26 protein-coding genes and 1 tRNA gene are annotated in these 25,629 nt (G+C 65.7%); 15 read left to right on the forward strand and 12 right to left on the reverse strand.

Features of this window, described 5'->3' with window-relative positions; all coding sequences use genetic code 11:
* Nucleotides 1-37 precede the first annotated feature (37 nt).
* Nucleotides 38-1,240 carry an FAD-dependent oxidoreductase gene (locus C1707_RS04435; protein ID WP_101714134.1) on the forward strand — a complete coding sequence of 401 codons (1,203 nt, stop codon included), beginning with the start codon at nucleotides 38-40 and terminating at the stop codon, nucleotides 1,238-1,240.
* Nucleotides 1,237-1,683: a very short patch repair endonuclease gene (locus C1707_RS04440; RefSeq protein ID WP_101714135.1), complete on the forward strand. Its 447-nt coding sequence runs from the start codon at nucleotides 1,237-1,239 to the stop codon at nucleotides 1,681-1,683. Before C1707_RS04435 ends, C1707_RS04440 begins: the two co-directional genes overlap by 4 nt.
* Before the next feature lie 40 nt (nucleotides 1,684-1,723).
* Here the strand turns inward: C1707_RS04440 and C1707_RS04445 are convergent, their stop codons facing one another.
* From C1707_RS04445 to C1707_RS04455, 3 genes are all read right to left on the reverse strand, one after another.
* On the reverse strand, nucleotides 1,724-3,484 hold the full coding sequence (locus tag C1707_RS04445) for an ATP-binding protein (protein WP_101714136.1): 1,761 nt from the start codon (nucleotides 3,482-3,484) through the stop codon (nucleotides 1,724-1,726).
* Nucleotides 3,485-3,661: 177 nt separating this feature from the next.
* Nucleotides 3,662-3,946: a DUF167 family protein gene (locus C1707_RS04450; RefSeq protein ID WP_101714137.1), complete on the reverse strand. Its 285-nt coding sequence runs from the start codon at nucleotides 3,944-3,946 to the stop codon at nucleotides 3,662-3,664.
* Between the two features lie 7 nt (nucleotides 3,947-3,953).
* Nucleotides 3,954-4,268 carry a YggT family protein gene (locus tag C1707_RS04455; protein WP_101714138.1) on the reverse strand — a complete coding sequence of 105 codons (315 nt, stop codon included), beginning with the start codon at nucleotides 4,266-4,268 and terminating at the stop codon, nucleotides 3,954-3,956.
* Nucleotides 4,269-4,396: 128 nt separating this feature from the next.
* Between C1707_RS04455 and C1707_RS04460 the strand changes: the two genes are divergently transcribed.
* The 3 genes from C1707_RS04460 (at nucleotide 4,397) to C1707_RS04470 (ending at nucleotide 6,727) form a co-directional block, all read left to right on the forward strand.
* Nucleotides 4,397-4,472: transfer RNA gene (locus C1707_RS04460), tRNA-Ala, on the forward strand.
* 445 nt (nucleotides 4,473-4,917) lie between these two features.
* Complete coding sequence (locus C1707_RS04465; RefSeq protein WP_164467279.1) at nucleotides 4,918-6,243, forward strand: putative bifunctional diguanylate cyclase/phosphodiesterase; 1,326 nt, start codon at nucleotides 4,918-4,920, stop codon at nucleotides 6,241-6,243.
* Nucleotides 6,244-6,340: 97 nt separating this feature from the next.
* The gene (locus tag C1707_RS04470) at nucleotides 6,341-6,727 is read left to right on the forward strand and encodes a response regulator (protein ID WP_101714140.1); all 387 of its coding nucleotides are present in this window, start codon (nucleotides 6,341-6,343) and stop codon (nucleotides 6,725-6,727) included.
* A gap of 1 nt (nucleotide 6,728) precedes the next feature.
* On the opposite strand, the gene C1707_RS04475 is transcribed toward C1707_RS04470, so the two are convergent.
* A complete protein-coding gene (locus C1707_RS04475; protein ID WP_123170716.1) occupies nucleotides 6,729-8,345 on the reverse strand; it encodes a ShlB/FhaC/HecB family hemolysin secretion/activation protein in 1,617 nt (538 codons plus the stop codon).
* Nucleotides 8,346-8,477: 132 nt separating this feature from the next.
* Between C1707_RS04475 and C1707_RS26010 the strand changes: the two genes are divergently transcribed.
* Genes C1707_RS26010 through C1707_RS04500 form a run of 3 tightly spaced genes read left to right on the forward strand, consistent with a single transcriptional unit; the run spans nucleotide 8,478 to nucleotide 13,386 of the window.
* Nucleotides 8,478-10,673: a FecR domain-containing protein gene (locus C1707_RS26010; RefSeq protein ID WP_164467280.1), complete on the forward strand. Its 2,196-nt coding sequence runs from the start codon at nucleotides 8,478-8,480 to the stop codon at nucleotides 10,671-10,673.
* 3 nt (nucleotides 10,674-10,676) lie between these two features.
* Nucleotides 10,677-12,980: a CHASE2 domain-containing protein gene (locus C1707_RS04495; protein ID WP_101714143.1), complete on the forward strand. Its 2,304-nt coding sequence runs from the start codon at nucleotides 10,677-10,679 to the stop codon at nucleotides 12,978-12,980.
* A gap of 13 nt (nucleotides 12,981-12,993) precedes the next feature.
* On the forward strand, nucleotides 12,994-13,386 hold the full coding sequence (locus tag C1707_RS04500; RefSeq protein ID WP_101714144.1) for a response regulator: 393 nt from the start codon (nucleotides 12,994-12,996) through the stop codon (nucleotides 13,384-13,386).
* Between the two features lie 21 nt (nucleotides 13,387-13,407).
* Here C1707_RS04500 and traA read toward each other — a convergent pair whose 3' ends face one another.
* The gene (traA, locus tag C1707_RS04505; RefSeq protein WP_101714145.1) at nucleotides 13,408-16,266 is read right to left on the reverse strand and encodes a Ti-type conjugative transfer relaxase TraA; all 2,859 of its coding nucleotides are present in this window, start codon (nucleotides 16,264-16,266) and stop codon (nucleotides 13,408-13,410) included.
* 172 nt (nucleotides 16,267-16,438) lie between these two features.
* Between traA and C1707_RS04510 the strand changes: the two genes are divergently transcribed.
* Nucleotides 16,439-16,705, forward strand: coding sequence for a conjugal transfer protein TraD (locus C1707_RS04510; RefSeq protein ID WP_101714146.1), 267 nt, complete (start codon nucleotides 16,439-16,441; stop codon nucleotides 16,703-16,705).
* A gap of 55 nt (nucleotides 16,706-16,760) precedes the next feature.
* Nucleotides 16,761-17,000 (forward strand): conjugal transfer protein TraD, encoded by a 240-nt coding sequence (locus tag C1707_RS04515; RefSeq protein ID WP_101714147.1) that lies wholly within the window; start codon nucleotides 16,761-16,763, stop codon nucleotides 16,998-17,000.
* Nucleotides 17,001-17,014: 14 nt separating this feature from the next.
* On the opposite strand, the gene C1707_RS04520 is transcribed toward C1707_RS04515, so the two are convergent.
* Nucleotides 17,015-17,449 (reverse strand): helix-turn-helix domain-containing protein, encoded by a 435-nt coding sequence (locus C1707_RS04520; protein ID WP_420808230.1) that lies wholly within the window; start codon nucleotides 17,447-17,449, stop codon nucleotides 17,015-17,017.
* Between the two features lie 144 nt (nucleotides 17,450-17,593).
* On the opposite strand from C1707_RS04520, the gene C1707_RS04525 reads away from it, so the two are divergent.
* A complete protein-coding gene (locus C1707_RS04525; RefSeq protein ID WP_101714149.1) occupies nucleotides 17,594-17,842 on the forward strand; it encodes a DUF7662 domain-containing protein in 249 nt (82 codons plus the stop codon).
* Between the two features lie 290 nt (nucleotides 17,843-18,132).
* On the opposite strand, the gene C1707_RS26580 is transcribed toward C1707_RS04525, so the two are convergent.
* The 5 genes from C1707_RS26580 to C1707_RS04550 form a co-directional block, all read right to left on the reverse strand.
* Nucleotides 18,133-18,408: a hypothetical protein gene (locus C1707_RS26580; protein ID WP_101714150.1), complete on the reverse strand. Its 276-nt coding sequence runs from the start codon at nucleotides 18,406-18,408 to the stop codon at nucleotides 18,133-18,135.
* A 33-nt stretch (nucleotides 18,409-18,441) separates the two neighbouring features.
* Nucleotides 18,442-18,627, reverse strand: coding sequence for a hypothetical protein (locus C1707_RS26585; protein WP_101714151.1), 186 nt, complete (start codon nucleotides 18,625-18,627; stop codon nucleotides 18,442-18,444).
* Nucleotides 18,620-18,958, reverse strand: coding sequence for a sigma factor-like helix-turn-helix DNA-binding protein (locus C1707_RS04540; protein ID WP_101714152.1), 339 nt, complete (start codon nucleotides 18,956-18,958; stop codon nucleotides 18,620-18,622). The genes C1707_RS26585 and C1707_RS04540 overlap by 8 nt, the downstream gene beginning before the upstream one ends.
* Complete coding sequence (locus tag C1707_RS04545; RefSeq protein ID WP_240633861.1) at nucleotides 18,958-19,317, reverse strand: HEPN domain-containing protein; 360 nt, start codon at nucleotides 19,315-19,317, stop codon at nucleotides 18,958-18,960. The genes C1707_RS04540 and C1707_RS04545 overlap by 1 nt, the downstream gene beginning before the upstream one ends.
* A 95-nt stretch (nucleotides 19,318-19,412) precedes the next feature.
* Complete coding sequence (locus C1707_RS04550) at nucleotides 19,413-19,871, reverse strand: hypothetical protein (RefSeq protein ID WP_240633862.1); 459 nt, start codon at nucleotides 19,869-19,871, stop codon at nucleotides 19,413-19,415.
* Nucleotides 19,872-20,448: 577 nt separating this feature from the next.
* On the opposite strand from C1707_RS04550, the gene C1707_RS04560 reads away from it, so the two are divergent.
* The 3 genes from C1707_RS04560 to C1707_RS04570 all read left to right on the forward strand — a co-directional run bounded on the left by C1707_RS04560 (nucleotide 20,449) and on the right by C1707_RS04570 (nucleotide 24,037).
* Entirely contained in the window at nucleotides 20,449-20,661 is a 213-nt protein-coding gene (locus C1707_RS04560; RefSeq protein ID WP_101714156.1) for a helix-turn-helix transcriptional regulator, read from the forward strand.
* A 384-nt stretch (nucleotides 20,662-21,045) separates the two neighbouring features.
* On the forward strand, nucleotides 21,046-23,487 hold the full coding sequence (locus C1707_RS04565; protein ID WP_164467281.1) for a dsDNA nuclease domain-containing protein: 2,442 nt from the start codon (nucleotides 21,046-21,048) through the stop codon (nucleotides 23,485-23,487).
* A 307-nt stretch (nucleotides 23,488-23,794) separates the two neighbouring features.
* Nucleotides 23,795-24,037: a DUF6894 family protein gene (locus C1707_RS04570; protein ID WP_145998433.1), complete on the forward strand. Its 243-nt coding sequence runs from the start codon at nucleotides 23,795-23,797 to the stop codon at nucleotides 24,035-24,037.
* Between the two features lie 44 nt (nucleotides 24,038-24,081).
* Here C1707_RS04570 and C1707_RS04575 read toward each other — a convergent pair whose 3' ends face one another.
* Nucleotides 24,082-24,453: a response regulator gene (locus C1707_RS04575; RefSeq protein ID WP_101714159.1), complete on the reverse strand. Its 372-nt coding sequence runs from the start codon at nucleotides 24,451-24,453 to the stop codon at nucleotides 24,082-24,084.
* A gap of 140 nt (nucleotides 24,454-24,593) precedes the next feature.
* On the opposite strand from C1707_RS04575, the gene C1707_RS04580 reads away from it, so the two are divergent.
* Complete coding sequence (locus tag C1707_RS04580) at nucleotides 24,594-25,619, forward strand: restriction endonuclease (RefSeq protein ID WP_205686824.1); 1,026 nt, start codon at nucleotides 24,594-24,596, stop codon at nucleotides 25,617-25,619.
* Nucleotides 25,620-25,629: the final 10 nt, after the last annotated feature.

The raw sequence follows: 25,629 nt of genomic DNA on the forward strand, positions 1-25,629 counted from the left end.
AGGGCTTGATGGTTCTCGCCGCGCACATCTTCCCAGCATGACCACTCTGAAGATCGGCATCGTCGGCTGCGGCGTCGGCGGCATGGCCGCCGCCCTGGCGTTGGCCCGTCGCGGCCACGCCGTGACCCTGCTGGAGGCGTTCGAGCAGCCGCGCCCGGTGGGCTCGGGCCTGCTGCTTCAGCCGACGGGCCTGGCGGCCCTGCGCGCGCTCGAGCTGGAGAACGCCGTCCGCGCCGCCGGCGCCCCCGTCCAGGAACTGATCGGCCACGACAGCCGCGGCCGCCGGGTGATGGCCCTGGACTACGCCGACTGGCGGTCGGGCGCCCACGGCGTCGGCATCCACCGCGCGGCCCTGTTCGACGCCCTGCACGCGCCGCTGGTCCCCGCCGGGGTCGAGATCATCACCGGCGCGCGGATCACGCGGCTGGAGAACATCGCCCGCCCCGTGCTGCACGACGCGGCCGGACGCGCCTTCGGCCCCTTCGACATCGTGCTGGTCGCCGACGGCTCGGCCTCGACCCTGCGGACGGCGCTGAAGCCCCGAGCCCGAGCTCCGGTCTATCCGTGGGGCGCGGTGTGGACCAACGTCGTCGATCCCGACGGCCGGTTCGCCGGCGCCCTGCGGCAGGTCTATCACCGGGCCGAGGTGATGTGCGGCGCCCTGCCGGTGGGACGCGGCCCGAACGGCGAGGCGCACTGCACGGCGGTGTTCTGGTCGGTTCCCGTGGCCGGCATGGACGACTTCCTGGCCGGCGACTTCGCCGCCTGGCGCGACACGCGGCTGGCCCCGCTGTGGCCGGGCCTGGCCCAGGCCTTCGCCGGTCATTCCGACTGGAGCGGCTTCTCGCGGGCGATCTATCGCGACGTCTCGGTCGGCCGCTGGGACGTGGGGGCCTTCGCCCTGATCGGCGACGCCGCCCACGGCACCAGCCCGCAGCTGGGCCAGGGCGCCAACCTGGCCCTCGTAGACGCCGTCGAACTGGCCGACCGGCTGGTGACCGCGCCCTCGCCCGCCGCCCTCAAGGGCTGGCAGGCCGATCGGCGACGCCACACCGGCCTCTACCAGCTTGTCTCCAAGGCGCTGACGCCGCTGTTCCAGTCGCGCGGCTGGTTCTGGCCGGCGTTGCGCACCTGGGCGTTCACCCCGGCCTCGCGGCTGCCGGGCTTCCGGCAGGTCGGCGTCGGGCTGCTGACCGGCACGCTGCGCCTGGGCCGCTTCCCGCGCGTTACGCGTCCATGACCCCGCCGACCACCGACGTCTTCGACCCGGCCAAGCGTTCGGCCGTGATGGCCCGGGTGAAGAGCAAGGACACCAAGCCCGAAAAGACCCTGCGGCGGCTGCTGACCGCCCTGGGCGCGCGCTATCGCCTGCACCGCAAGGACCTGCCCGGCTCGCCCGACGTGGCGATGCCCGGCCGCCGGCTCGTCTTCTTCGTGCATGGCTGCTTCTGGCACGGCCACGACTGCCCGCGCGGGGCGCGCGTCCCCCAGGCCAACCGCGACTACTGGCTGGCCAAGGTGGCCAGGAACAAGGCCCGCGACGCCCGCGCCGCGGCCGACCTCGCCCAGGCCGGCTGGCGGGTGGAGACGATCTGGGAATGCCAGATGAAGGACGAGGCCGCGCTGGTGGAGCGGCTCAAATCCAACCTCTCCCAAGGGGAGAGGGGGCGGCCCGCGCCGTAGGCGTGGGAGGGTGAGGGGATACGCCGTCGACGGTCCGGCGCTACGCCGCCGCCGTGCGGGCCGGCGGGCTCGCCAGCACCTCGACCAGGGCCGCGTGCAGCTGGGCCGGGTCGATCGGCTTGGCGACATGGGCGTCCATGCCGGCGGTGCGGCAGGCGTCCCAGTCCTTGGAGGTGGAGGAGGCGGTGACCGCGATCACCGGGACCTGCTGGTTGGGGCCGGGCTCGGCGCGCAGGATGCGAGTGGTCTCGCGCCCGCCCAGGCCGGGCATGTAGACGTCCATCAGCACCACGTCGAAGGCGCCCGCGCCCAGCAACTCCAGGGCCCGCTCGCCGGACTCGGCCAGCACCGGCGCCACGCCGAAGGTCTGCAGCACCAGCTCGACGGCGCGGCGGTTGACCACGTGGTCGTCGACCACCAGCACCCGGGTTCCGGCGATCGAGGCCGCGCTTGCCGCCTCCTGCGGAGCCTGGGCCTCGTCGACCCGGACGGTCAGGCGCAGCGTGGCGCCCTTGCCCAGGCCCTCGCTGGTCACGGTGATGTCGCCGCCCATCAGCCGGGCCAGCTCGCGGCTGATCACCAGGCCCAGCCCCGAGCCGCCGTGCCGGCGCACGACCTCTGCGGTCAGCTGGTCGAAGGGGGTGAACAGGCGCGGCAGGGCCTCGGGCTCGATGCCGCGGCCGGTGTCGACGATGCCGATCTCCAGCGTCCAGCCCTCGCCCTGGCGGTGAGCGGCCAGGAAGACGGCGATCTCGCCGCGCTCGGTGAACTTGATGGCGTTGGACAGCAGGTTGTTGAGCACCTGGCGCAGGCGCAAGGCATCGCCGGCCACCCAGCGCGGCAGGCCCGCGGCGCCTTCTATGCGCAGGCGCAGGCCCTTCTTCTGCACCTCAGGCCGCCACAGCCGCAGGGTGTCGGCCAGGGCCTGGCGCAGGTCGTAGGGCGCGCGCTCGACGGCCATCCGGCCGGCCTCCAGCCGCGAGAAGTCCAGAAGGTCGTTGAGCAGGGTGCGCATCATGCCGCCGGCGTCGGCGATCAGCTGGGCGTGGACCTTTGCGCTGGGCTCGGGCGCCTCGCTGTGCAGGCGGGCCGCGCCGGCCAGGATGGCGCTGATCGGGGTGCGCAGCTCGTGGCTGATCATGGCCACGAAGGCGCTCTTGGCGGCCACGGCCTCCTCGGCCTCGTGGCGGCGGCGCTCGGCCTCGGCCTTGGCGGCTTCCTCGGCCCGCAGCGCGGCCTCCAGGGTGCGGGCGGCGACGGCGACCGACAGGATCAGCAGAAGAACTCCGAACCACAGGGCGTTGGCCAGCGGCGAGTCCGGATTGGCCGCCCGGCCGATGAACGGCACGATCAGCAGGTAGATCACGTGCGGCAGCGCCGCGGCCAGGGTCGCCGAGCGCAGGCTGACATTGACGACGATGACGTTGAGCAGGGCCCCGGCCAGCAGCAGTCCGCCCAGGGTGGGGGCGAAGCGCTGATGCGATGCGAACAGCGGCAGGGCCAGAGCCCCGAAGATGGTCGAGGTGACCGCCGGCATGATCGCCAGCGCCCAGCGCCGCCACCCGGCCAGGAAGCGCGCGGGATCGGCGGTCAGCCGGCGGAACAGCCACAGCTCGAAAAGCTGGGCCAGGGTGTAGGCGGCCGCCCACAGCCACACCCAGGCCATGCCGACGAACACGTGCAGGATGAGCGCCATGGCGACGGTGGCGACCAGGCGCAGATAGACGTTGCCCCGCCGCGCCGCGGCGGCGTGGATGATCGCCGCTTGCCGATCCTTGACGTTACTGGTCCGTGCGCTCATGGCGCGGCCCCCGCTGGCCTGGAAACACGGAATGTCCCGCCCGTACTATGGGCGACAGACGCTAAGAGGGCGTGAAAGAACGCCGCTCTCTCAATGGCACGTCGGGGCGGGGCTTGGCGAGGACGGTAAGGGGCTGCCGGGCGATTCGTCGCACCCGGCCCGGAAAACGGTCAGAGGTCAGGAGCGGCCGAGCAGGCGGTCGAGATCCTCGGGCGACAGGCCTTCGATCTCCAGCCGCTTGAGGCGGGCGGTCGCGCCGCTCGTCACGCGGACGGCCGAGCGCGACAGGCCAAGGCGCTTGGCCAGCAAGGCGACGAGGGCGGCGTTGGCCTCGCCCTCGACCGGTGGAGCGCTGACCCGCGCCTTCAGATAGGGCCGGCCGTCGGCGTCGGCCGCCCAGCCGTCGATCGCGTCGCGCCCACCGCGCGGCGTCAGGCGCACGGCCAGGACGGCGGGCTTCACGGCTGGATCAGCCGAGGATGCCCAGCAGCGTGTTGCGCAGCGGGAACAGCAGGAAGTTCTGCACGCCGACGATCACCAGCAGCAGGATGATCGGGGTGATGTCGACGCCGCCCAGCGGCGGGATCACCCGGCGCAGCGGGGCCAGCAGCGGCCGCGTCACCGCGTCGAGGAAGCGGCTGATCTGGTAGACGGCGTTGTTGCGCAGGTTGATGACGTCGAAGGCCACCAGCCAGCTGATGATCGCGCTGATGATCACCGCCCACTTGAGCAGCTCCAGCAGGGCGTTGAGGATGAAGAAGACGAAATAGATCAGCGGGGCCATGTGCGTTCCAGGCTAGGTCAAGGCTTCTTGCCCGCCCCCGCCCGCCCTGGCAAGGCCGCGCTGTTTTCGCGGGCCCCGCAACTGCCGCTTGACGGACGCCCCGGGCCACCGTATCTCCGCGCTTCCTTGGGGCCGTAGCTCAGATGGTAGAGCGCCTCGTTCGCAATGAGGAGGTCAGGGGTTCGATTCCCCTCGGCTCCACCAAGGACCCCCTATAAGCTATTGTTTTTAAACGCTTATTGCGTTCGGCGCGTGGGCTGGCTCCACATTTTTCCCCACAGAATATCTGCGCTGGCGCGCTACGTGATGATCCTTGGTGGGTGTCTCTGAGAAGGTCGCTCGGGCCGAGTGCGGATTTCCCCGGAATCCTTGGCCGCGCAAAATTCTTCCAAAGTGACGAAGATCTCTCCGTGACAATATGACGCCCGCCGTAGACGTCATTTTTTATGGTCAAGCTTACAGGCAGGTACGGGACTGTAACAATTAATCCGAAATTAGAGCCTTGCCGGCTCATCTTGCGATAATGGACCCACACACGGCGCCAACTTTAGTTCCGGACGCTGAAGCCTTCGATTTCGAGGCCGGTTGGTCGCGCCTAGCCAGCGGCGAACGCGGCCTGCGGGCCCCGGGTCAGACCGCGGCGGCCCACGTGTTCAATCAGATAGCCACGCGCCTGGAGACGGCCACTCGCGGCGAGCAAGCTTCTTCATCGGTTGTCAGTTCAGCAAGTGCCGGCGGTAGTTATGTCGCGGCCATGGCGGTCAAGGGCCTGGGCCGCCTACGACGCGAGCTGGGTTCGTCCGTGGCGGACCATATTCTCGGACAGACTGCTCAGCGGCTGAAAGCGCTTGTGCCGCAGTCCAGGACTGGCCGGGTTGGCCGCGCCGGCTTGGAATTTGCCTTCGAGGCTGTCGACGACCTCGAAGCTGAGGCCCTGCTGTCCGAGCTCGAAGCCACACTGGAGCGGCGGTTGCATGTTGACGGACAGGTGTTCGACCTGGAGGTCGTCATCGGCTTTGCGAGTAGAGCGCTCCACGGCGACCATGTCGCTGACTGCGCCGCCGACGCGCTGATTGAAGCTCAGGCTCAAGGTCGCGGGGTCCTACTCTACCGGGAAGCGGACCTTCAAAAGGCCGCCGAGATCAGCGCCATGTTGCGCGATCTTCGCGCGGCCCTGGCGGACGACGACTTATCGCTTGTCTATCAGCCCAAGCTGCACGTCCCATCACAGACGATCCTTTCCGTCGAGGCCCTGCTGCGGTGGCGTCATTCATCGAAAGGCTGGATATCGCCTGAGGTATTCATCGGTCTAGCCGAGCAAACCGGCCTGATCGCCGACATCACCCGGTGGGTCGTGCGTCGGGCGCTGCGGGACCAGACCTGGCTGGTTGAGGCCGGTAATTCGGTCACCGTTTATCTGAACCTTTCGGGTCGCCTCCTCGCGGATGCTGCATTCTGCGCCTGGATCTTGGAGACTGTGCGCGAGTTCGATCACTGCGCGCTGGGCTTTGAGATCACCGAGACCGCCGTAATCGACGACCCAGAGCACGCTTTAGCGAACCTGCAAGTCTTGGTTGACGCAGGGCTGAAGATTGCCATCGACGACTACGGCTCAGGCCTGTCGTCGCTGGCCTATTTGAAGCAGATGCCCGCCCACGAGCTGAAGATCGACAAGATGTTCATCTCAACTCTGACGTCCAGCCACCGCGATCCGCTGTTGGTCCGCTCGACCATCGACGTTGCTCATGCGCTGGGCATGGAGGTGACGGCTGAGGGGGTCGAGACGGCCGGAGCTCTAGCCCTGCTTCGGGTCATGGGATGCGATCACATCCAAGGCTATCTCGTCGCCAAGCCGCTGGAGCTTTCGGCGCTCAGCGATCTGTTAGGCGACAAGGATTTCGGCGCGTCGTTTGCCCGTGCCTCCTCGCCGTTCAAGCTTCCGGTCAAGTCGTCCGGGCGCGGTATGGCCGGCTAAGCTGAGCCATACTGTCGGCAAGGCGACAATATCATAAGGGATTGTCCAAGCTCGCGTTTCAGTCGATGAACGAACAACGAGTATTGGGAGTTTGGCCTTGCGGATTTTGTTCGTCGAAGACGATGCCATGAACCGCCGTGTGGTGCGGGACATGCTGTCGGTGGCGGGACTAGATCTGGCTGAGGCTCCCGAAGCCGAGACCGGTCTTCGCATGATCGAAGACAATGATTACGACCTGATCCTGATGGATTTACGGATGCCAGGCATGGACGGGTTGACCGCCATCCGCGCGATCCGCGCGCGCGACGACGCCAAGGCCACGCTACCGATCGTCGTCGTCACGGCCGACATGGCCTCGGACATTCGTCACCAATGCCTGACCGCAGGCGCCGACGACGTCATGATGAAGCCGGTCGCGATGGAAAACCTGTTCGACACGATCGGCAGAGCCATCGCCGGACGTGGCGACCAGACGCTGCTCTAGCTCAGAACGACGCCGAGACCGCAGCGAAGACGCGCCAGTCCTTGTCGCCGGTCTCGTAGGGCGTCCGGGTCAGGGGCTTCGCCGCCTCGACGCGCGCGGTGATCTTGTTGTTCACCGTTACCCTCAGCCCGCCGCCAGCGGACGAGAAGGCCGCCGAGCGGAGGCTGTAGGCCGAAGCGGTGTTCCAGACCTTCGCTCCGTCGACGAAGGCGTAGGCTTGAACGAAGCTGACCGGTCCAGCCTTCTTCGGCGCGAAGCCATACCGCAGCTCGGCCATGGCCCCGGCGCCGCTGTCTCCCGAGATTTCCGCGTAGTTGTAAGCCCGACCGTAAGGCAGGCCGCCGGGGGCGAACTCTTCGGACAGCAGCAGGTGGTTGGGGCTCCACTGGGCGTCGGCCGAGACGTAGACGCCCATGCGCTTGCCCAGGTCGCGATAGTGGCTGGCGCCGACATTGACCTTCCAGAAGCCTCCGTCGGCGTCGAAGCGCGAATGGTTGCGGCTCGGGGTGCGGGTGGCGCCCAGGACCTGGAGGCCTCGCGACACCTGGGCATACCCGCTGACCGAACTGCGGCTCGTGCCGCTGTCGGCCTGAACCGAAGCGCGGACCACACGCAGGTCATCACTATAGGCCCCGCCATTACGGTATGACTGTTCAACATGCCGCCCGTCGAGCGCTACCGCGGCCCAGACAGCAGTTTTGCGGTCGCGGACGATCGGGTGGGCCAGGCGCAGGCTTACGGCTTGGCTCTCGGTGCCGACGGTGTTGTTCTGAGGCGCGCTGCCTTGGCGCGACCGTGATGCCGAGGCGCCGACGCGAAGGCGTGTCTCGCCAGCCAGCGGCGCTCCGTAGGCCAGGTCAGCCTGGGCATACTCGCCCGGATCATTGGGCACGGTCAGCACCGACAGGGCCAGTTGGTCACCCGCGGTGACGACGCCGTTGCGGGCCAGGCGGACATTGGCCTGCACCGGCCCCAGCGTCCGAGCGCCACGGTTGTCGATGTAGATGCTGCCCGTCCAGCGCTTGAGGCCGGCGACGACGACCAGCTTATGCCGGGCGGGGTCGTCGAGATTGGGTTCGATGCGCGAGCTCGGCCGCACGCCGGGGAGATCGCGCGCCAAGGTCAGGCGCCGCTCTAGGTCTGCGAGGCGCAGGGGGCGTCGGCCCGACACTCCGTCCAGCAAGGCCTCCACGGCCGGGGCCGCGTCGCCCGTGACTTCGACCTGGTCGATATAGCCTTCGTAGACGCGGATACGGGCGTGACCGCCCGGGACTTGCGGCGGCACGACAGCGCGCGACAGGAAATAACCGTCGGCGCGGTACTTGTCGGTGATAGCCTGGGCGATCTTGACCAGATCTTCCATGGCGACTTCACGGGCCAGATAGTAGGAGTAGAGCGGCGCCAACTGCTTCAGCGGGTAAGCGCTCACGCCATCAATGGTCAGGCCCGTCAGGACGAAACGTTCGCTGGACGGGGCTTTCGGAGGCGGCTGCTGCTGGGCAAGGGCCGGCGTAGAAATACTGATCGTCGCAAGAACAGCCGAGAGCAAGCAGGCGCACAACCTACCGCAGGCTATGTCGGCTATCAGACGTTTAGCATTTGATATAAGATGTCCCACAACGAAACCAATAGCTTGGATAGATAAATCCAGCGTTAAGTTCGCTTGGCAACCACGGGAATTAGGAGAGATTTAGCTTAGTGGACTTATACCTGACCAACTACATCGATCGGCAGGTATAGAGGCACTACCATGGGTCTGACCCGTATGGCCATCGCGGTTTCCGCAATCGCCTTAAGCGCCACCGGCGCCTTTGCGGCCGATTGGAAGCTGGTCGAAGTCGCTGGCGTCGTACGTATCGCTGCCCCCGGCAAGGCCCCCGCGCCAGCGGCCGCCAATCAGGTTCTACCGGTCGGAAGCATCGTCACAACGGCCGCAGGTGGGCGCGCCGCGCTATTCAATGGCAAGCAACGGATCACTCTGGGTCCCAACAGCCGCATGTCGGTAGCGCCCGAGTCGAACGACGGTATGACCCGGGTGATGCAGGATCTCGGCTCGATCTTGTTCCAGGTCGACAAGAAGCCATCGCAGCACTTCCGCGTCGAGACCCCGCTGCTGGCCGCCGTCGTGAAGGGCACCACCTTCACTGTGAACGTTGAGATGGGCGCCGATTCCGTTCACGTCGCCGAAGGCCTGGTCGAGGTTCACGCTAACCAGGGCAGCGCGACGCGCGATGTGGGAGCTGGCGCCACGGGCGTGGTTTCCAAGGCCGCGCCCGAGCTGCTCAATGTCGAAACGCCGCGCGCAAGTGTGGACGCACCTCTGCCCGCACAGACCGTGTCGCTCGACTACGGCGCGGTGTCGGGGGGACTTGTCGAAGGTCCTGGGATGGCCAGTTCGGCCGCGGCTGCGCCTATTACGCCGACGGCGAACATAGTCGCCTCTACGGCTGCCGAAGGTCCGGTCTCGTCCGCCAGCGGAACCCCGGCCCCGTCAGCGCCGATCGTCCACGTCAGCCTCGCCGCCAGCGGCGACATCGCCAGCCCAGCCGCTGGCGCAGACGGTTCGGGACGCCCTGGTACGGCGACGGAAAACTTGGGCCATACCGGCGGCACTACCGGATCGAACACAGGTGCGAGCGCCGGCAACGGTAATCCGGACAGCGCCTCGAATGGGAACGGTCAAGGCAACGGCAATTCCGGGAACAGCGGGAACGGTCAGGGCAACGGCAACGCCGGCGGCAATGGCAACGGGAATTCGGGCTCGAACGGGAACGGCCAGGGCAACGGCAATTCCGGGAACAACGGCAACGGCCAGGGCAACGGCAACGCCAGCGGCAATGGCAACGGGAATTCGGGCTCGAACGGGAACGGCCAGGGCAACGGCAACGCCGGCGGCAATGGCAACGGGAACTCAGACTCGAACGGGAACGGCCAGGGCAACGGCAATTCCGGGAACAGCGGGAACGGTCAGGGCAACGGCAACGCCGGCGGCAATGGCAACGGGAATTCGGGCTCGAACGGCAACGGCCAGGGCAACGGCAATTCCGGGAACAACGGCAACGGCCAGGGCAACGGCAACGCCGGCGGCAATGGCAACGGGAACTCAGGCTCGAACGGGAACGGCCAGGGCAACGGCAATTCCGGGAACAGCGGGAACGGTCAGGGCAACGGCAACGCCGGCGGCAATGGCAACGGGAATTCGGGCTCGAACGGGAACGGCCAGGGCAACGGCAATTCCGGGAACAACGGCAACGGCCAGGGCAACGGCAACGCCAGCGGCAATGGCAACGGGAATTCGGGCTCGAACGGGAACGGCCAGGGCAACGGCAATTCCGGGAACAACGGCAACGGCCAGGGCAACGGCAACGCCGGCGGCAATGGCAACGGGAACTCAGACTCGAACGGGAACGGCCAGGGCAACGGCAATTCCGGGAACAGCGGGAACGGTCAGGGCAACGGCAACGCCGGCGGCAATGGCAACGGGAATTCGGGCTCGAACGGGAACGGTCAGGGCAATGGCAGTTCCGGCGACAACGGCAACGGCAACTCCGGTAACAGCGGCCCGGGCCAGGGCAACGGCAACGCCGGCGGCAGTGGCAACGGGAACTCGGGCTCGAACGGGAGCGGTCAGGGCAACGGCGGTTCCGGCGACAACGGCAACTCCGGGAACAGCGGCCAGGGCCAGGGAAACGGCAACGCCGGTGGTACTGGCAACGGAAACTCAGGCTCGAACGGGAACGGTCAGGGCAACGGCAGTTCCGGTGACAACGGCAACTCCGGAAACAGCGGCCAGGGCCAGGGCAACGGCAACGCCGGCGGAAATGGAAACTTGACCTCGGGCTCGAACGGCAACGGCAACTCCGGAAACAACGGCCAAGGTCAGGGCAACGGCAACTCCGGCGACAATGGATCTACGGGCAATGGCAACGGCAAACCCAAGGGCTAAGCCTTGATCGAGATCAAAACGATCTTTGGCGCGCGCCTGCGGTCGGCGATTGGCGTGGCGCTGGTTACGGCGTGCGCGGCGCTTGCCGCTCAGGTCGGGGTCCTGCATCCGCTTGATGACGCTCTTTCGCAGTGGCGCTTCCAGCTGCTCAAGCGGCCGCCGAGCGCAACGCTGACCGTCGTCGAGATCGACGCCGAGAGCCTGCGCGCTGCGGGAACCTGGCCCTGGGGCCGGGACCGTTTCGCGCGGGTAATCGACAATTTGAACGGCGCAGGCGCCAAGGTCGTTGGACTAGACGTCGATTTCAGCGCCCGCTCTTCGAATGCCGCCGACGAGGCGCTGGCCGCGACCGTTCGGCGCTGGCCGGGCCAGGTCATCATGCCGACCTTCATCCAGGCCGGCCGCGGCCCCGATGGCCGCGCTATCAGCACCCGGCCGATCGACGCTCTAACCGAGGATGTCGTGCTGGCCAGCGTCAACGTGCCGATCGACGCCGATGGTCGTGTGCGGCGCTATAGGCTGGGCTTTGATACCCCGGCCGGCCTGCGCCCCTCGATGGCGGCGACGCTGCTGGGCCGTCCGCCAGCTTCGGGTGACTTCCTGATCGACTACGGCTTCGACGCCAACGCCGTGCCCAGGATCAGCTTCAAGGACGTCTACGCCGGCAAGTTCGATCCGAACCTGGTCCGTGGCCGCAACGTCCTGATCGGCTCCACGGCCGTCGAACTGGGCGATCAGTTCGCCACGCCCAAGCGTGGTATCCTCCAGGGCGTCTATGTCCACGCCCTGGCATATGAGAGCCTTCGCGTCGGCCGCGCCCTCCAGGCGCCGGGCCTGCCGTTGCTGATCGTCTGCGCAGCCTTGGCGGCTTTCTTCCTGCGCCCCAGAACCAGCGCCGACTACGGCGCGGCGCTGCGCCGGCACATGATGGTGGGCGCTGCGGTCATGGTTCTGCCCGTGGCGCTACAAGCCTGGACACCGATCGCTTTCAGCCCCGGCGCGGTGATCCTGTCTCAGATCCTAAGCCTGGCCTGGCTGGTGCGGACCGAGCTGAAGCGCCGAGCCGACGCCGTGGTGCAGGCGCGCGAAGCTCATCTGCGCCAGCTGGCCGACCACATGCGCGAGAGCCGCGACAGCATCCAGGCCGCCCACGACAAGCTGGCCGTCGCCAACGTCGCGCTGGACCACGCCCTGAGAGCGCGCACCGACTTCCTGGCCATGACCAGCCACGAAATTCGCACGCCGCTCAACGGAGTGATGGGCATGACCCAGGTGGTCCTGGCCGATCCGACCCTGCCTGCCCCGGTTCGCGAAAAGATCCGTCTAGTCCACGCCAGCGGTGAGACCATGCTGGCCTTGGTGGAGGACCTGCTAGACGTCGCCAAGATGGAGAGCGGGACCATCGCCATCACCAAGGCGCCGATGGACCTGGACCGCCTGTTCGACGAGACGCTGGCGGTCTGGACCGACAAGGCCCTGGAGAAGGGCCTGCGTCTGACCGGGGACCGCGCCCAGGCGCCGTCGCTCATAGACGAAGATGCCGGCCGCCTTCGCCAGATCCTGTTCAACCTGCTGGCCAACGCCATCAAGTTTACTGACGGGGGCGAGATCTCGCTGACCAGCGCCGTCGAGCGATCGGAGTTCGGCGACGCTCTGGTGTTCACCGTCACCGACACCGGCATCGGCATCGCGCCGGAACACTTCGAGCGCATCTTCGAGCCATTCACCCAGGTCGACGCCAGCACGACGCGCAAATATGGCGGTACGGGCCTAGGCCTGCCGATCTGCCGCCGGCTGGCCACCGCCATGGGCGGCGAGCTGCGGGTCGAAAGCGAGCTGGGCGTCGGGTCGCGCTTCATTGTCCGGCTGCCTCTGACGGAGATCATCGTGGCGGACGGCGGCACGGCCACAACCCTGCAGGACGCCAGAGTGCTGCTTGTAGAGGCCAATCCTCTGGCGCGCGGCGTCCTGAAGGCCGCGCTTTCGGCCCAGGTTGCCAACCTCGAGATCGTCGGGACGCTTGGAGAGGCCCGCCAATTCATTGCTGGCCGCGCCTGCGATCTGGTGCTGGTCGAGGGCAAGACCCTGTCCGAGTCCGATCGCGCACCTGCCGAGGTGCTGGCGGATTTCTCTGCCGAGGTAAGAACAGCAAGAATCGCCGTGCTGTGGGCCGGTGAAGCTGAGGAGGCGGTGACACTAGGAGCCGTCGGCGCGGATCTCATCGTCCAGAAGCCGATCGCGGCGGGCGAGTTGCCCGAGCGCCTGCGGGAATTGTTCGCGGCCGAAGTCGTCGCCGACGCGGCTTGAGAGGAAATTCGATATGCGTGTACTCTTCGTGGACGACAACGCGATGAACCGGCTGGTCGTGAAGAGCATGCTGTCGGCCGCGGAAGTCGAGATGGTCGAAGCCGAGACCGCTGAAGTCGGCCTGGCGTTAATCGAGGCTCAGCCCGTTGACATCGTCCTGATGGATTTCCGCATGCCCGGCATGGATGGCTTAACGGCCATCCGCGCAATCCGGGCGCGATCGGACGCCAAAGCGCAACTGCCCATTCTGATGGTCACGGCGGATGATGGGCTTGATCTACGCGCGCGAGCCCTAGCGGCGGGAGCGGACGACCTCTTGCGCAAGCCCGTCCAGATGCAACCTCTTTTCGATGCAATCGCGATGGCGATGGCGATGGGTTCGCGCGGCGAGGAATTGGTTATCTAGCGCCTCAGCCGAGGTGTGGTCTTAAAGACCGAGGCCACGGCCTCGTCCCAAACCGAGATACTGCGACAATCCCTCACCGATGCCGCGGCCCAACTCGGCTGGGAGGCCCAACTCCACTCGCCGCGTCCGAAGCAGCGACTCCACCTGCGGATCCCGCTCCAGGCTCTTGGCCATGGCGCCCATGCGGTCCTTGACCTGACGTGCGCCCGTCATGTCGCCCTCGAAGTGCAGCGCTGATCGCTGACGCTCAAGACTTTGCCAACGCTCGATGAACCGATCTGCCCGCAAACGTGGATCGGCCCGCACCTCGGCCTCAAGCTGAAGAACTTGGATCGCCCGTTGTGTCCGACCGGAGGCGATCTCGCTGGCCAGACCAGGCTCTCGCATGTAGGCCCGCTCCAGATCCTTGGCGGCGTGAGGGCCGACCCCGCCCATGGCCTCGCGGGCATCCAACAGCGCCTGCCGCTGGGGCGCCGGCACCGGCAAGCCGCGGTCTTTCATCCGCAAGACGTCGGCCGCGGCGCGGGCGTGACGCTCGATCGTACTTTGCTGGTCGAACTGGCCGATCTCCCGCGCTAGCACAGCCGGCTGACGCGTCGGACTCGCAGGCTTAAAGCCTTCGAACATCCTGCGCTGGCGCTGCGGCTGGTCCTTCGTCTGCATCGACGGCGGCACGTGGATGTCGCGACGTTTGGCAAAATCGCTGGCCATGTCCTTGGCCCGCTCACGCGACAGGACGCGGGTCAGCTTGCCGAGATCCTCGAACTCGTCGCGGCCATAGTGGATCTGCACGCTGTCGCGATGGCGCGAAAGCGCGACATAGGCGCCGTGGCGATCCAGTCCCGGCGTCGCCAGCACGTGGGCGCGATCGACGGTGACGCCCTGGCTCTTGTGGATGGTGGCGGCATAGCCGTGATCGACCTGGGCGTAGTCCTTCAGGTCAAAGACAACCGATCGACCAGCATCGAGCCGCACGGTCATTTGTGTGGGCGAGACCTGCTCGATCTCGCCGAGCATTCCGTTCTTCACGCCCAGTCCGCGATCGTTCTTCAGGAACATCAGCCGATCTCCGGTCGCGAACGATCGCTCGCCGCGCTCGGCCTTCACCGTCACGTCCTCGCCCAAGGCGCCGGCCTGGCGCAGCCGCTCGCGGGCCGTCAGGTTGAGATCGCGCACCTCGTCGTTGGTGTGGGTGAGAATGATCCGGCTCTTGCCGGGCTCGGCCATGCGCTCTCGGTCCCAGCGCTCGACCAGATCCTCGCGCGCCTGGTCGCGGGACTCAGCCCCATGGACCATGCCGCGCGCCTCGTAGGCGCCCAGCGCCTCACCCGTGCGACCAGTCGCCAGATGTCGGGTGGCGTCGCGCTGCCATTCCTCGTGTTGCCGACGAACCTGGGTGATCTCGACGTGGCTATGGCGCTCGGCGATCGACCGAAAGGCCGCGCCGGCCTCGATGGCCTGGAGCTGCTCAGGATCGCCGACCAGCACCACCTTGGCGCCGGCCTTTTCGGCGGCCGATATCAGGCGCTCCATCTGCCGCGAGCCGATCATGCCGGCTTCGTCGATCACCAGCACGTCGCGGGCGTCGAGCCACTCGCGGTCTTTCGCCCACTGATGCTCCAAGCTGGCGATCGTGCGCGAAGCGATGCCTGATCCGCCTTCCAGGTTCTCGGCGGCAATCCCCGACAGCGCGAGGCCTTGAACGCGATAGCCGGCGTCCTCCCAGGCCTCGCGGGCGACACCCAGGAGCGCTGACTTGCCGGTGCCGGCATAGCCGACGACGACGCCGAGATCGCGCCCCTCGGTGACGTGCTCGAACGCGGCCTTCTGCTCGCCGGACAGAACGAGACCACGCTGCTCGGCGCGCGCCAGGGCACGCCGCTGTTCCAACTCGCTGACGCCGTGCGCCCGGCGCTGCGCCATCCCTTCGCTGGCGCGATGCAGCCGGTCCTCGACGGCGATCATCTCGCGGCTGGTGAAGCGGTCTTGGCCGCGCCCGTCCTGGCCCAGCGCCACGAACTCCGGCGAGGCCTGCACCGCGCTCACGGCGCGGTCGAACTGATCCTTGCCGTCCGAGTGGCGGTGGATGAACTTCGCCAAATCCTGCTGCGTGAACGTCGCCTGCTGGTGCGTGATGGCGTCCAGGGCAATGCGCGGATCGGCGATGATCTTGTCGCCATTCTCGCGCGCGATGCGGTGGTGGTCTTCGAGCCGCTCGGCCTCCAGACCCTCGCCGGCCATGCGCCCGGCCGCCGGACCTATTTTGTGCTGTGGCTCAAGGTCGATGCTCTGGTCTTCCAGGCTGCGGTGATCGATCCGCGCGTCGATATCGAGTTGCGCCAGCCGCTCGTTGACGTGGTCGGCCCAGGCCTCGCGCCAGTGCTCGACGAGCTCGGTGCGGTTCCAATCCCGCACCTTCGCGCCGAAGCCCTCCTCGCCGACCTCGCGCATGGTGAGCATGACATGGGCATGGGGCTTGGCCAGTCCGTCCGGCCCGATGTCCCAATGCACATTGAGGTCGGCGACCATCCCGCGATCGACCATTTCACGCTGGACGAAGTCGCGGGCGAGCGCGATGCCCTGCGCCTGGTCCATCTCGCGCGGGATGGCGAACTCGACCTCGCGCGAGAGCTGGGCGTCCTTGCGCTTTTCGCCGGCCTCGACGGTGTTCCATAGCGTCGCGCGGTCGGAAAGCTCTTCGGGCGCACCGTCCGGCGCCATGATCTCCGAATGGACGACACCGCTCTTGTTGGTGAAGTCGTGATCGCGATCGAGGCGCTCGTCGTGCAGCCGGCTGGCGGAGCGATAGGCGGCCGAAGCCACGGCGCTGGCCCCGGTGGCGCGGCTGATGACTTTGACGCTGAGGTGGTAGATCGCCATGGCGATAGACCACCTACTACTCTGAGGGCACGTCGGCACGACGTATAAGCGCGCCCTCCCAAGAAAGAATCTCGGGAGGGACCGGTTCGTCCCAGTGTGTTCCGGCGACCTTACAGCATTCCCGAACGTCCTGTTTTACGCTTGGCGCACCATCGAAACCCGGAGACTTGGGATGCGCAAACCACGAGACTTCGACGCTGAACTCAAGAGCCTCGAAGACAAGGCAAAGACCCTGAAGGATCGCAAGGTCAGGCAGCTTGGCGAGCTGGTGATCGCCACCGGCGCCGACGCTCTCGACATCGACACCCTAGCTGGTGGGCTGCTGGATCTGGCCGACGCAGGAAACGTCGCGCGCAAGGACGCCTGGAGGAAGCGCGGCGCTGGGTTCTTTCGCGGCGGGAAGGACGGCGCTCCGCCAAGCGCTGGTGGCGAGCAATGACGCCGAGCGCCGAACGAGGGCCGCGCGCCACCGCCTGGAAGCACGGCGAGCCCGCATGGACACGCGGGCCTGGGTGGTGAAGCGGCGCGAGCGCACCCGCCATCTGATCGAGCTGGGCGGCCTAGTTCAGAAGTCCGGCCTCGTCGAACTGACCCGCGATGATCGCGCCGCGCTCTACGGCGCTTTCACGTTCCTGGCGACCATGCTCAAGGCCGACGACGTCGAGCACACTCTGGCCCTATGGCGGCGTGGCGGAAAGCGGGCGTTTGAGGCTGAGGCTCGCTCCGCGTCGTAGATCGCTGAGCGATCTCAGGCCTTGTCGGCGTCGTCGGCCATAGCGCGGACGAGGTCGAGGACCTGACGACGGACGCGGCCCCGGCCGATCTTCGGAAACATCTCGGCCAGTTCCAGGCCTTCGGGCGTGTTCAGGAACTCGGTGACGACACGCTCGGCAGCGGCGCCGACCTCGTCAACCTCATCGGTCATCGGGTCAGCCAGGCCGTCGAAGAAGAACGACACCGGGACCTGAAGCGTCTTGGCGATCTCGTAGAGCTTGCTGGCGCTGACGCGGTTGGCGCCACGCTCGTATTTCTGCACCTGCTGGAAGGTGAGCCCCAGCGCATCGGCGAGCGTCTCCTGGCTGACGCGCAGCATCTTGCGGCGGATGCGTACGCGGCCCCCGACGTGGATATCGACGATATTGGGCGTGCGAGCTTCAGGGCTATCGGTCACGAAAGTCTCCATGGCCGGATCGCTGGCAACGCCGCCGATCCGGGAAAGTGCTTGCGGCGCAAAAGCGCCCCGAAGCGTGGCTTTTCAAGGTCGTTCTTCATTCGCGCTAGTCGCGTATGGATTCGACGTGTCCGGATCAATCGGCGATGCTGGGGGATGTCCAAGTACGATCCCCTGTCGGGTCATCTGCGCCGCCAGCGTGAAGACGAACTCGAACTGACCTTTGCCGAGATCGAGCGCATTCTCGGCGCCATGCTTCCCAAGGGCGCGGCCCGTCAACAGTGGTGGGCGAACACCACCGACCCTCACACGAGCCATGTACAGCGTAAGTCCTGGCGAGGCGCCGGCTATGACGCCTTTCTCATCGCCGGCAAGGAGCGTGTCCGCTTCAAACGCGTGCGCTGACGAGGCGGCTTGGCCAGGCCTATCCGGCCGGCAACTGAGCTTGCAGCCGTCGCCGACTTTCGCTCGGAGACAAGACGCCCTGGATCGCTTGGTGGAACAAGGGCCGGACGGGCTGGCGCGCGTCAAGGGGACGCCCTGCGGGCGTCTCGCGGAGCGACGGCGAAGCCGCCCTTGACCCGCACCGGCCCGCCCGGCAGAGGCTCTCCAAGCGCTCCAGGGCGAGCACCGACCGTTCCGGTCCTGGCTCCCGCAGGTTGGGCCGGGCAAGGCGGCTGCCGGAGGGGGCGCGGTTAGCGTCGGCAAGCGAGCGCCCCGCAGTATGGGCAGCGCGCGGTGCGCAGCTCTTCCATCGTCGCCTTGAAGAGGTCGTAGCCGTCGCCCTGCTGATGGACCATGACCCGCAGCGCCACCTCCAGCTTGGCGACAACCCCGTGCATGTCGCTGGCGCGCACCGCAGGAAGAGCCTCTAGCCACGCTTCCCTCTGCTCGGACAGCGGCTCCAGCTGTTTGTCGATGGCGTCCATCTCCTGAGTCGGCGACAGCGCCACCCGTTCGTCGGGCGTCATCCGCTCCCAACGCTTCTCCCGCACAAGGATGCTCTACAAGTCCGACCAGCGCAGGCCGAGGCGGTCGATCTCCGCGTCAAGCGCCATCCACTCGGCGCAGCGGTTCACGGTCAGATCCGCGAGTGCGTCGCCTCCCGCGCCGGCAACGACAGGCGCGGCGCTGGCGGCGCCAATCACGACACGCCGGGACACGGCGAATGGCCCCTTGTCGTCAGACATCGGGTTGCTCCGCATTGGACAGTTTGGGTCGAGGACGGACGCGCTCGATCAGGTCGACCGTGCGCGAGATCTCGAAGAGCGCGTCGGCCAAGTTCGTCTGGACGTCGGCAACGGACAGACCGAGGTGACGGGCGATCAGTGCGTAGTCGAGCGCCTTGATGTGGTTGAGCAGGAAGACGTCTCGTGTCTCGCGGCGAAGCCGAAAGACTGCGTAGGACATGACCTGCTGGGTGTTATGCGGATCGAAGGTCTTGCCGCGCCAGAGGGTGGGATGTCGCCAGCGCCACCACTGACTAGGGACAATCGGCCAAGGCAGAGGAAGGAGGGCCATCACGCTTCACCCTCTCGACGAGCATCTGCCCCGGCGGCCTCAACGACAGCGTCAATGAGCGCGCGGACGGTCGTGCAGGCCCCCACCCAGCAGACCGACCCGAGGGTCTCTGCTGACATCTGTGAGATGGCGTGGACGGTGTAGTACGGGCTCAGGAGCGCCGCCAACTCAGGGAGTTTGGCGGGACCGTCGGTAAAGCCAGCTCGGCGCGCGAACCGTAGTGCTTTGACGAGATCATGCCGGAGATAGACGCGGTTCCAGTCGTCGCTGATCCCTCGGTCGAGCAGGTACGCCTTCAACGCTAGCTCGATGGCGATGGCCAGGAAGTAGCGGGCGCCCTCGGGGTGTCGTGCCAGCACCGCCTCTGCCCCTTGGTGAAAGCCAGCGGCGTTACGGCGGAACTTCGCCGCCAAAGAGCGGTCGATGTCGCCGCGTCGCCGGGCAACGCGGCGAGTCACTTTTCACCGGCGAAGGTGGCAAGGTCGCGGACGGCGCGGGCGATCAGGCCGTGCGCCTCGGGGTGGTCCTCCACGAAGATCAGGCGCGCCGCTACCGAAAGGTTGGCGATAACGGCCTCGACGCTTTTCGCTGGCGTCGGTCGCATAGCTTTGAGGAGAGCGTGTGCCTCGACCTCCAGCACATCGAGCCGCGCGTCAATCTCGGCGAGCCTGGCACCTTCGGGGATTTCAGCCTGCTTGGCGGGGGTGAGTTTGTACCAACTGCGGTGCGTGATCAGCCAGCCTTCCAGCGCGCCCCATTCAAGTTGTAGGCGGCGCTGTTCGGTGTCGATGGCGAGCCAGCGAGCGCATCGCGCGACCGCCGGGTCGACACTATCGGCGGCGGCGCCAGTGACAAACGGTGCTGCGGAGCCGCCAGCGAGCACGAAGCGCCGGGATGGTTTGCGCACGCGCACGTCCGCACGCTCCGCCTTAGGGCGCGAGTCCATGACATCGAGTCCTGAATGTGTATTACTTCTTTAGTATCACCGAAGACGCTATTCGACAAGCTAAAAATATCATGGGCTTTACTAATAATAAAACGACATGTTGACAGCCGCTCAAATTAGGGCCGCGCGAGCCCTTGTGGATTGGAGTGGGCCAAAGCTGGCGGAGGCCGCAGGTCTATCGCTGCCGACAATCCGGCGGATGGAAAGTGCCGTCGGACCGGGTCGCAGCTCTGTCGATAACGTCGAGGCAGTGCGCCGCGCGCTTGAGGCAGCGGGCGTCATTTTCCAAATGGCCGATGAAACTGCAGGCCCTGGTGTTCGCCTAAAACAGTAGAACGGTAGCGCCGCAGCGAACCCTTCCCGGCCTCGTTGAGGTGAGCAGCCGGCGTCATGAAGGTGCGTTTCACCTTCGCTAGAGGCGCCTAGGGCCTGTCTTTGTTTCCCAGGGTACGATCTGGCGCCGCAAGGTCTTGCCGCCGGCAGCGAGCAATCCAATTCTGACCCATCGAACGCCTTCAGATCCCAGTCTGTGGAGCTTTAAACGATGGCCGACCTCGACCGCATCGTCCGCCTGAAGACCGTGCTGGCGCGCACGGGGCTTAGCCGATCGACCCTCTATCGAAAGATAAGCGAAGGCTCGTTTCCTCGGCAGGTCCCCATCAGCGTTCACGGCGCGGGATGGCACGAGTCCGCAATCAATCGGTGGATCGCGGATCCTGGCGGATACCGTCCAGAACCATGCAAGCGCTCTTCATGACTCATCTCTGACCCTGGGAAGGTCCGCACGTTGGTGACGACGACATCGCATTGCGCGAGCTTGAGGGGCGACAATTGCTTGCCTAGGGATTGCTCCGCCCTTTTTGATCCGACGGGATCCCGACCGGGTGATTGCCAGCGATGAGAGGCGTAGGCCGACGTGGACGCTGGCGGTCAATACCCGATCAAGTTCGATTTCTAGGATCGGCGGCTTGGTCGCGTGAGAGGGCCTCAGCCACTCTTGGCGCTTCTCGGAAATCTCGAACCAGACCGCTTTGCCAAGGCTCCGGCTCAGGTGCACACCCTGCGCGCGAACTTTATATTGAAATGGTTGAGCTTCCGGCCATCATTACTATCGGGGCAGTAGTCGTAAAGGTACTTGGGCGTGGGCGGACTTTCAGATGCAGGCGGCGTCGCTGCGCGTCTCGGATTCAAATATCAAGACCATGTCGCGGCGATGTTTGTCCTGGAGATGATCGATGATCGTCGGATTATGCAGGTTGAATGCGAAACGAGCGACGACATCACCTTGCTGCATCGGCGAGGCGCGGAAACGTTTCCGGAATACGTCCAGGTAAAGAGCACCGACCGCGATAGCAAGTGGACGTTCAAGGAGATCACAGACCGTGATTCTGCCAGCAAGGCCCGGCCGACCTCGCTCGCGGAGAAGTCTCTTCTAACCGACAAGGCAGGGGGCAATGCGCGGTTCCGCATTGTCGCCCGACGGTCTGTCAATGCGACCGCCGCCGCACTGCTCGAACCGATGGATCGCCGAAATCCCGCCGGCGCCATCGACGCGCTCGCCAGCAAGGTGCTCGCCAAGCATCGGACGACCCGGTCGGACATGGGCAACGATCTCGGATACTGGACCCGGAACGCTTATTGGCACGTCCTCCCGGGCGTCGACCACGTCGAGCTGAAGAACCTCCAGGCGATCAGCACGATGGCTGAAGCCGCCGGTGCCAACCCCACCAATTCCCATGTCAAGGCGATCTACAGGGATCTGCTGACGATAGTGGATGCGGCGGCCGTGGCGACGCGCAAGCAGCCGGAGCTCAAAATCATCACCCGGACGGTAGCGGTTGCCTGGTGGGAAGAGCACCTGTCGGAGACGAACGCCGCCCAGACCAAGACCTCCAAGCCGTACCGGACCAAGGGGGATCGCTTCTTCGCCGAGATCCACCGGGTTGACGAGGACTTTCGTCGCTCCTCCAGCGGCTATGATGCGCGCTATGAGCGGAAAGTGTGGCGATCCAAGCAGTTGGCGCGGCACCTGGCCGACTGGGTGCCGGAGTTGACGCTGAAGGCCAGCGAGCTTGTCGAGATCACTCCCTTAAACATGCGCGCCAAATTCGAGGCCGGGCTCAAGGTTGTAAAAGCTGAACGCGCGCTAGACGTCGGAAACCTGCTGGCCGAGACGCTGCTTCACGCCGTCTTGCGCCATTGGTTCGGCAGCGAGCCGGTGCCATGCAAACTCTTCCACCGGTCCACCCATGGCGACAAGGTCACCAAGAACGCCCACTTGGTTCACGGCGAGAATGGGGACGAGCTATGGATCGGCCGTACCCATCTGTTCGAGGATCAGGATCCGGCGCCGCTCTTCGCCCACATCAGCGCTGAGCTTTCCGACGCGCTCGACACCGAACTGCTGGTGGAGGAGCGTGACATCATCCTGCAGCTTCGGGAAGCCTTCATGGCTACGAGCGACGAAGACGATGTCTTTCCGCACCGCGAAGTCACGACCATAACGTTTCACGATGGCCTCAAGGCCGGCCAAAAGCCGCTGACGCAGTACGAGCGCGAGACCGGGACTTTCCGCATCGACTATCCCAGCGAAATCGAATTCGGCTCGGGGAAGGAGATGACCCGCCACATCCATTGGCTACGAGACACGATGGGCACGCTGGCGGCGGGCGCATTCGTCATTCGCGACGTCGAAGCGTGGATGACGCGGCTGGGCGCCGATGAAAACGCCTTTGGTCGGTCGGTGGCTCTTGGCGACATGTTGACCCTTTCGCGCAACGTGTTTGGCTACGACCCCTCTTTTTCACTAGCGGCCTGGAGCGCGCCCGACGACCAGACGTATCCGCCTGAGCGCACAACCCCTTGGCGCGTCAAAGAACGTGCGCCGGAGCCGTCCGCTGAAAAGGTCATGAAGTTCGCTGAAGGCGTCAGCCCAGAGGACATGTTCGACAAAACGACGCTGCGCCATGACCAACGCGGTGTCCTGTCACCCATCGAAACGCCGCTATGGGACGCCGCCAAGTGGCGGGGTACGATGTTCGGGCAGTACCCTGACATGCCGCCCATATTGGCGCTCGGCTACACCAACCCACAGTACGGCGAGCAGATTTTCGACGGGTGGAAGGCGCGTTGGGGTGAGGTCGACAAGAACGATGATCTTCGTGTGGCGATCATCACAGGCCTCTGCCGTCGCAATCCCAGCCACTACTCGATCATAATCGGTCCCAATCCATTGCGACAAACCAACGGTCGCAAGCTGGTCACCATGCTGTCACGTCATCAGAGAATGGAGCCGGCCAGCCTGGATAATCTAAACGGCTTTCTGGAGCGCTATTACGCCTACAACGCCTATTTCCTGACGACGGCCCATATGAGCGCCAACCCGGACTTTGACCCGAAGCTCTTCATTCAGAAGAGCAATCTTGTCGTGAGACCCGCATGGCAGATCGGGCCCAACGATCCAGATATTTCGGTGTTGCGTGACGGAGATGACCCGATCATCCCGCCGGACGTGGCCGATCCGCCCATTCGCCGTGCAATGGCCTGGGATCGGGAGCTGAAGAGCAAAAGACCTCGTCGTTAAACGGCAACCCCGCTGCGGCTCGGTCGCTGCCTTTGGCACTGCGCCTAAAGGTCCGGTGTCTGGAGCGATCCCAAGTTCTGCTCCTGGCGCAGCGGCGTTGTCCTCGGACTTGGCGATCATCGGCGCCGTGGGCGAGGCGATGGTCGACGTTGGCGCTTCGCATTCATGCGGTGCATGCCTGGCGCAAAAAATATGTTGTTCTCTCGAACCGCGACCCTCTGAGTTCGTTAGCTCAGTATCGTCGGCCAGAAACCAGGGCGCCGACGCCTGAGAGACATTGTGCTCCCGCCTGTCGCAGGAGCTCCGCGTGGCCCTCTATTTCTTCCACACCGAAACCGCCGACAGCTTGGCTGACGAAGACGGCGTCGAGTTGCCAAGCTGCATCGCCGCTTGTGAAATGGCGATTAAGGTCGCCGGGGAACTGATGAGAGACGGCGCCTCTACCTTTTGGGCGACGCGGCCGTGGAAGGTGACCGTTACCGATGGAAAGGGCCTGATCCTCCTCGAGATAGAAATCTGTGGTTATGCCGCGCCAGCCTTTCCTCACTAGCCAGCAGCTTTGGACAAGACGGGCTCGCGAATGGTCGCTCGAGCTTACGTGGACCCGGTGCAGGCCCGGGCGATCTCTTCGATCAGCACGGGAACGGGATAAGGCTTTTCGACCAGCGGAACGTGCGTGAGATCCGGCGGTAAGACCTGCTTGCCATAGCCGGTGACAAGGATGACCGGCATCGCCCGCGCAAGGATCCATCTTAGCGGCTCAAAATCGAGACCGCGTCCTAAATCGATATCGAGAACGGCGCAATCGACAACGCGGTGGGTGACAGCTTGCATCGCTTCGCCCACCTGGGCGAAAGGTCCGAGAACCTCAGCCCCGGCGTCGTTTAGCAGTTTTGCAGTCGAGTGAGCCTGGAGGAAGTCATCCTCGACGAGCAGCACCGACCGCCCCGCGATCGGCGCAGCCATGAGCGTCTCCCATCAGAAAAGAGAGCGCCCATAGAAAAGACGAAGCCTCGCCGCCAACGCAAGCGCGGCCGCAAATATTCTCCGCCTCCGAGCAGATCGATCTCTAAGGCTTTCAGCTCATCAGCTTTGGCGCTGTGCAGATGAACCACGCGCATCCAGTCAACGTCGCGTTTCTGGAGGTGGGCAAGAGTCCGCTTCTGGCGCATCGCCGCCAGTTCCGCCCGGTGAGTCCAATGGCCGTTCCCGATTACCAATCCCTCATGCTGCCGTTGCTGACGCGCGCGGGCGCCGTTCGCAAGCCAGTCGGCGTCTTGGAGCTGATGCCCCAGATCGCCGCTGACTTGGGGCTGACCGAGGAGCAACTCGCGGAGCGCCTGCCGAGCGGGCGGCAGGGGACGTTCCATAATCGCCTGCACTGGGCCAAGCAGTACATGACCCGGGCAGGTCTCCTTGAGTCCACCAAGCGAGGACATTTTCAGGTCACCGACGCGGGACGCGCCTTGCTGGCGGAAGGGCTGCCCACAATCGACAACGACATACTGGATCGCTACCCGGCCTTCCTGGCCTGGCGGCGAGGCTTGCCGAACGAGGCCGGCTCTGCAGGTGACGACGACGTGTCGTCCATGATCGCTTCCGCCGCCGTCGCCACGCCCGAAGAGCGGATCGAGACAGCCCGACGCGAACTCGAAGCCAGCCTGAAGGCCGATCTGCTGGACCGGGTGAGGCAGATGACGCCGGGCGACTTCGAGGCCCTGATCATCACTCTGCTGTTGCGCATGGGCTATGGTCAGGGGCGCGAGGAAATGAGCCAGGCTCTGGGCGGCGCCGGTGATGGCGGCGTCGACGGAGTGGTCCATCAGGACCCGCTCGGCCTCGACCGCGTCTACATCCAAGCCAAGCGCTACAAGGAAGGCAATTCGGTAGGCCCCGACGCCGTCAACAGCTTCATCGGCGCCCTGAATATCAAGCGAGCCAACAAGGGCCTGTTCGTCACCGCCTCGTCGTTCACCAAACAGGCCAAGGACCACGCCGAGCGCTCGACCACCCATGTCGTCCTGATCGACGGCGACGAATTGGCGGGCCTCATGGTGCGCTACGCCGTGGGCGTGATCATCCGCGACACCGTGGAGATCAAGGCCATCGACGAGGGCTTCTTCGGCGAGTAGCCGCCGGGGC

The sequence above is a fragment of the Caulobacter flavus genome (assembly GCF_003722335.1).
In the GTDB taxonomy this organism is placed as follows: Bacteria; Pseudomonadota; Alphaproteobacteria; order Caulobacterales; family Caulobacteraceae; genus Caulobacter; species Caulobacter flavus.

Bases quoted from the DNA above. Each gene is read 5' to 3' on its own strand.
- C1707_RS04435 (WP_101714134.1), top strand. From the start codon at position 38: ATGACCACTCTGAAGATCGGCATCGTCGGCTGCGGCGTCGGCGGCATG.
- C1707_RS04440 (WP_101714135.1), top strand. From the start codon at position 1,237: ATGACCCCGCCGACCACCGACGTCTTCGACCCGGCCAAGCGTTCGGCC.
- C1707_RS04445 (WP_101714136.1), bottom strand. From the start codon at position 3,484: ATGAGCGCACGGACCAGTAACGTCAAGGATCGGCAAGCGGCGATCATC.
- C1707_RS04455 (WP_101714138.1), bottom strand. From the start codon at position 4,268: ATGGCCCCGCTGATCTATTTCGTCTTCTTCATCCTCAACGCCCTGCTG.
- C1707_RS26010 (WP_164467280.1), top strand. From the start codon at position 8,478: ATGGGTCTGACCCGTATGGCCATCGCGGTTTCCGCAATCGCCTTAAGC.
- C1707_RS04500 (WP_101714144.1), top strand. From the start codon at position 12,994: ATGCGTGTACTCTTCGTGGACGACAACGCGATGAACCGGCTGGTCGTG.
- traA (WP_101714145.1), bottom strand. From the start codon at position 16,266: ATGGCGATCTACCACCTCAGCGTCAAAGTCATCAGCCGCGCCACCGGG.
- C1707_RS04510 (WP_101714146.1), top strand. From the start codon at position 16,439: ATGCGCAAACCACGAGACTTCGACGCTGAACTCAAGAGCCTCGAAGAC.
- C1707_RS04515 (WP_101714147.1), top strand. From the start codon at position 16,761: ATGGACACGCGGGCCTGGGTGGTGAAGCGGCGCGAGCGCACCCGCCAT.
- C1707_RS04520 (WP_420808230.1), bottom strand. From the start codon at position 17,449: ATGGAGACTTTCGTGACCGATAGCCCTGAAGCTCGCACGCCCAATATC.
- C1707_RS04525 (WP_101714149.1), top strand. From the start codon at position 17,594: ATGTCCAAGTACGATCCCCTGTCGGGTCATCTGCGCCGCCAGCGTGAA.
- C1707_RS26580 (WP_101714150.1), bottom strand. From the start codon at position 18,408: ATGACGCCCGACGAACGGGTGGCGCTGTCGCCGACTCAGGAGATGGAC.
- C1707_RS26585 (WP_101714151.1), bottom strand. From the start codon at position 18,627: ATGTCTGACGACAAGGGGCCATTCGCCGTGTCCCGGCGTGTCGTGATT.
- C1707_RS04540 (WP_101714152.1), bottom strand. From the start codon at position 18,958: ATGGCCCTCCTTCCTCTGCCTTGGCCGATTGTCCCTAGTCAGTGGTGG.
- C1707_RS04560 (WP_101714156.1), top strand. From the start codon at position 20,449: ATGGCCGACCTCGACCGCATCGTCCGCCTGAAGACCGTGCTGGCGCGC.
- C1707_RS04575 (WP_101714159.1), bottom strand. From the start codon at position 24,453: ATGGCTGCGCCGATCGCGGGGCGGTCGGTGCTGCTCGTCGAGGATGAC.
- C1707_RS04580 (WP_205686824.1), top strand. From the start codon at position 24,594: ATGAACCACGCGCATCCAGTCAACGTCGCGTTTCTGGAGGTGGGCAAG.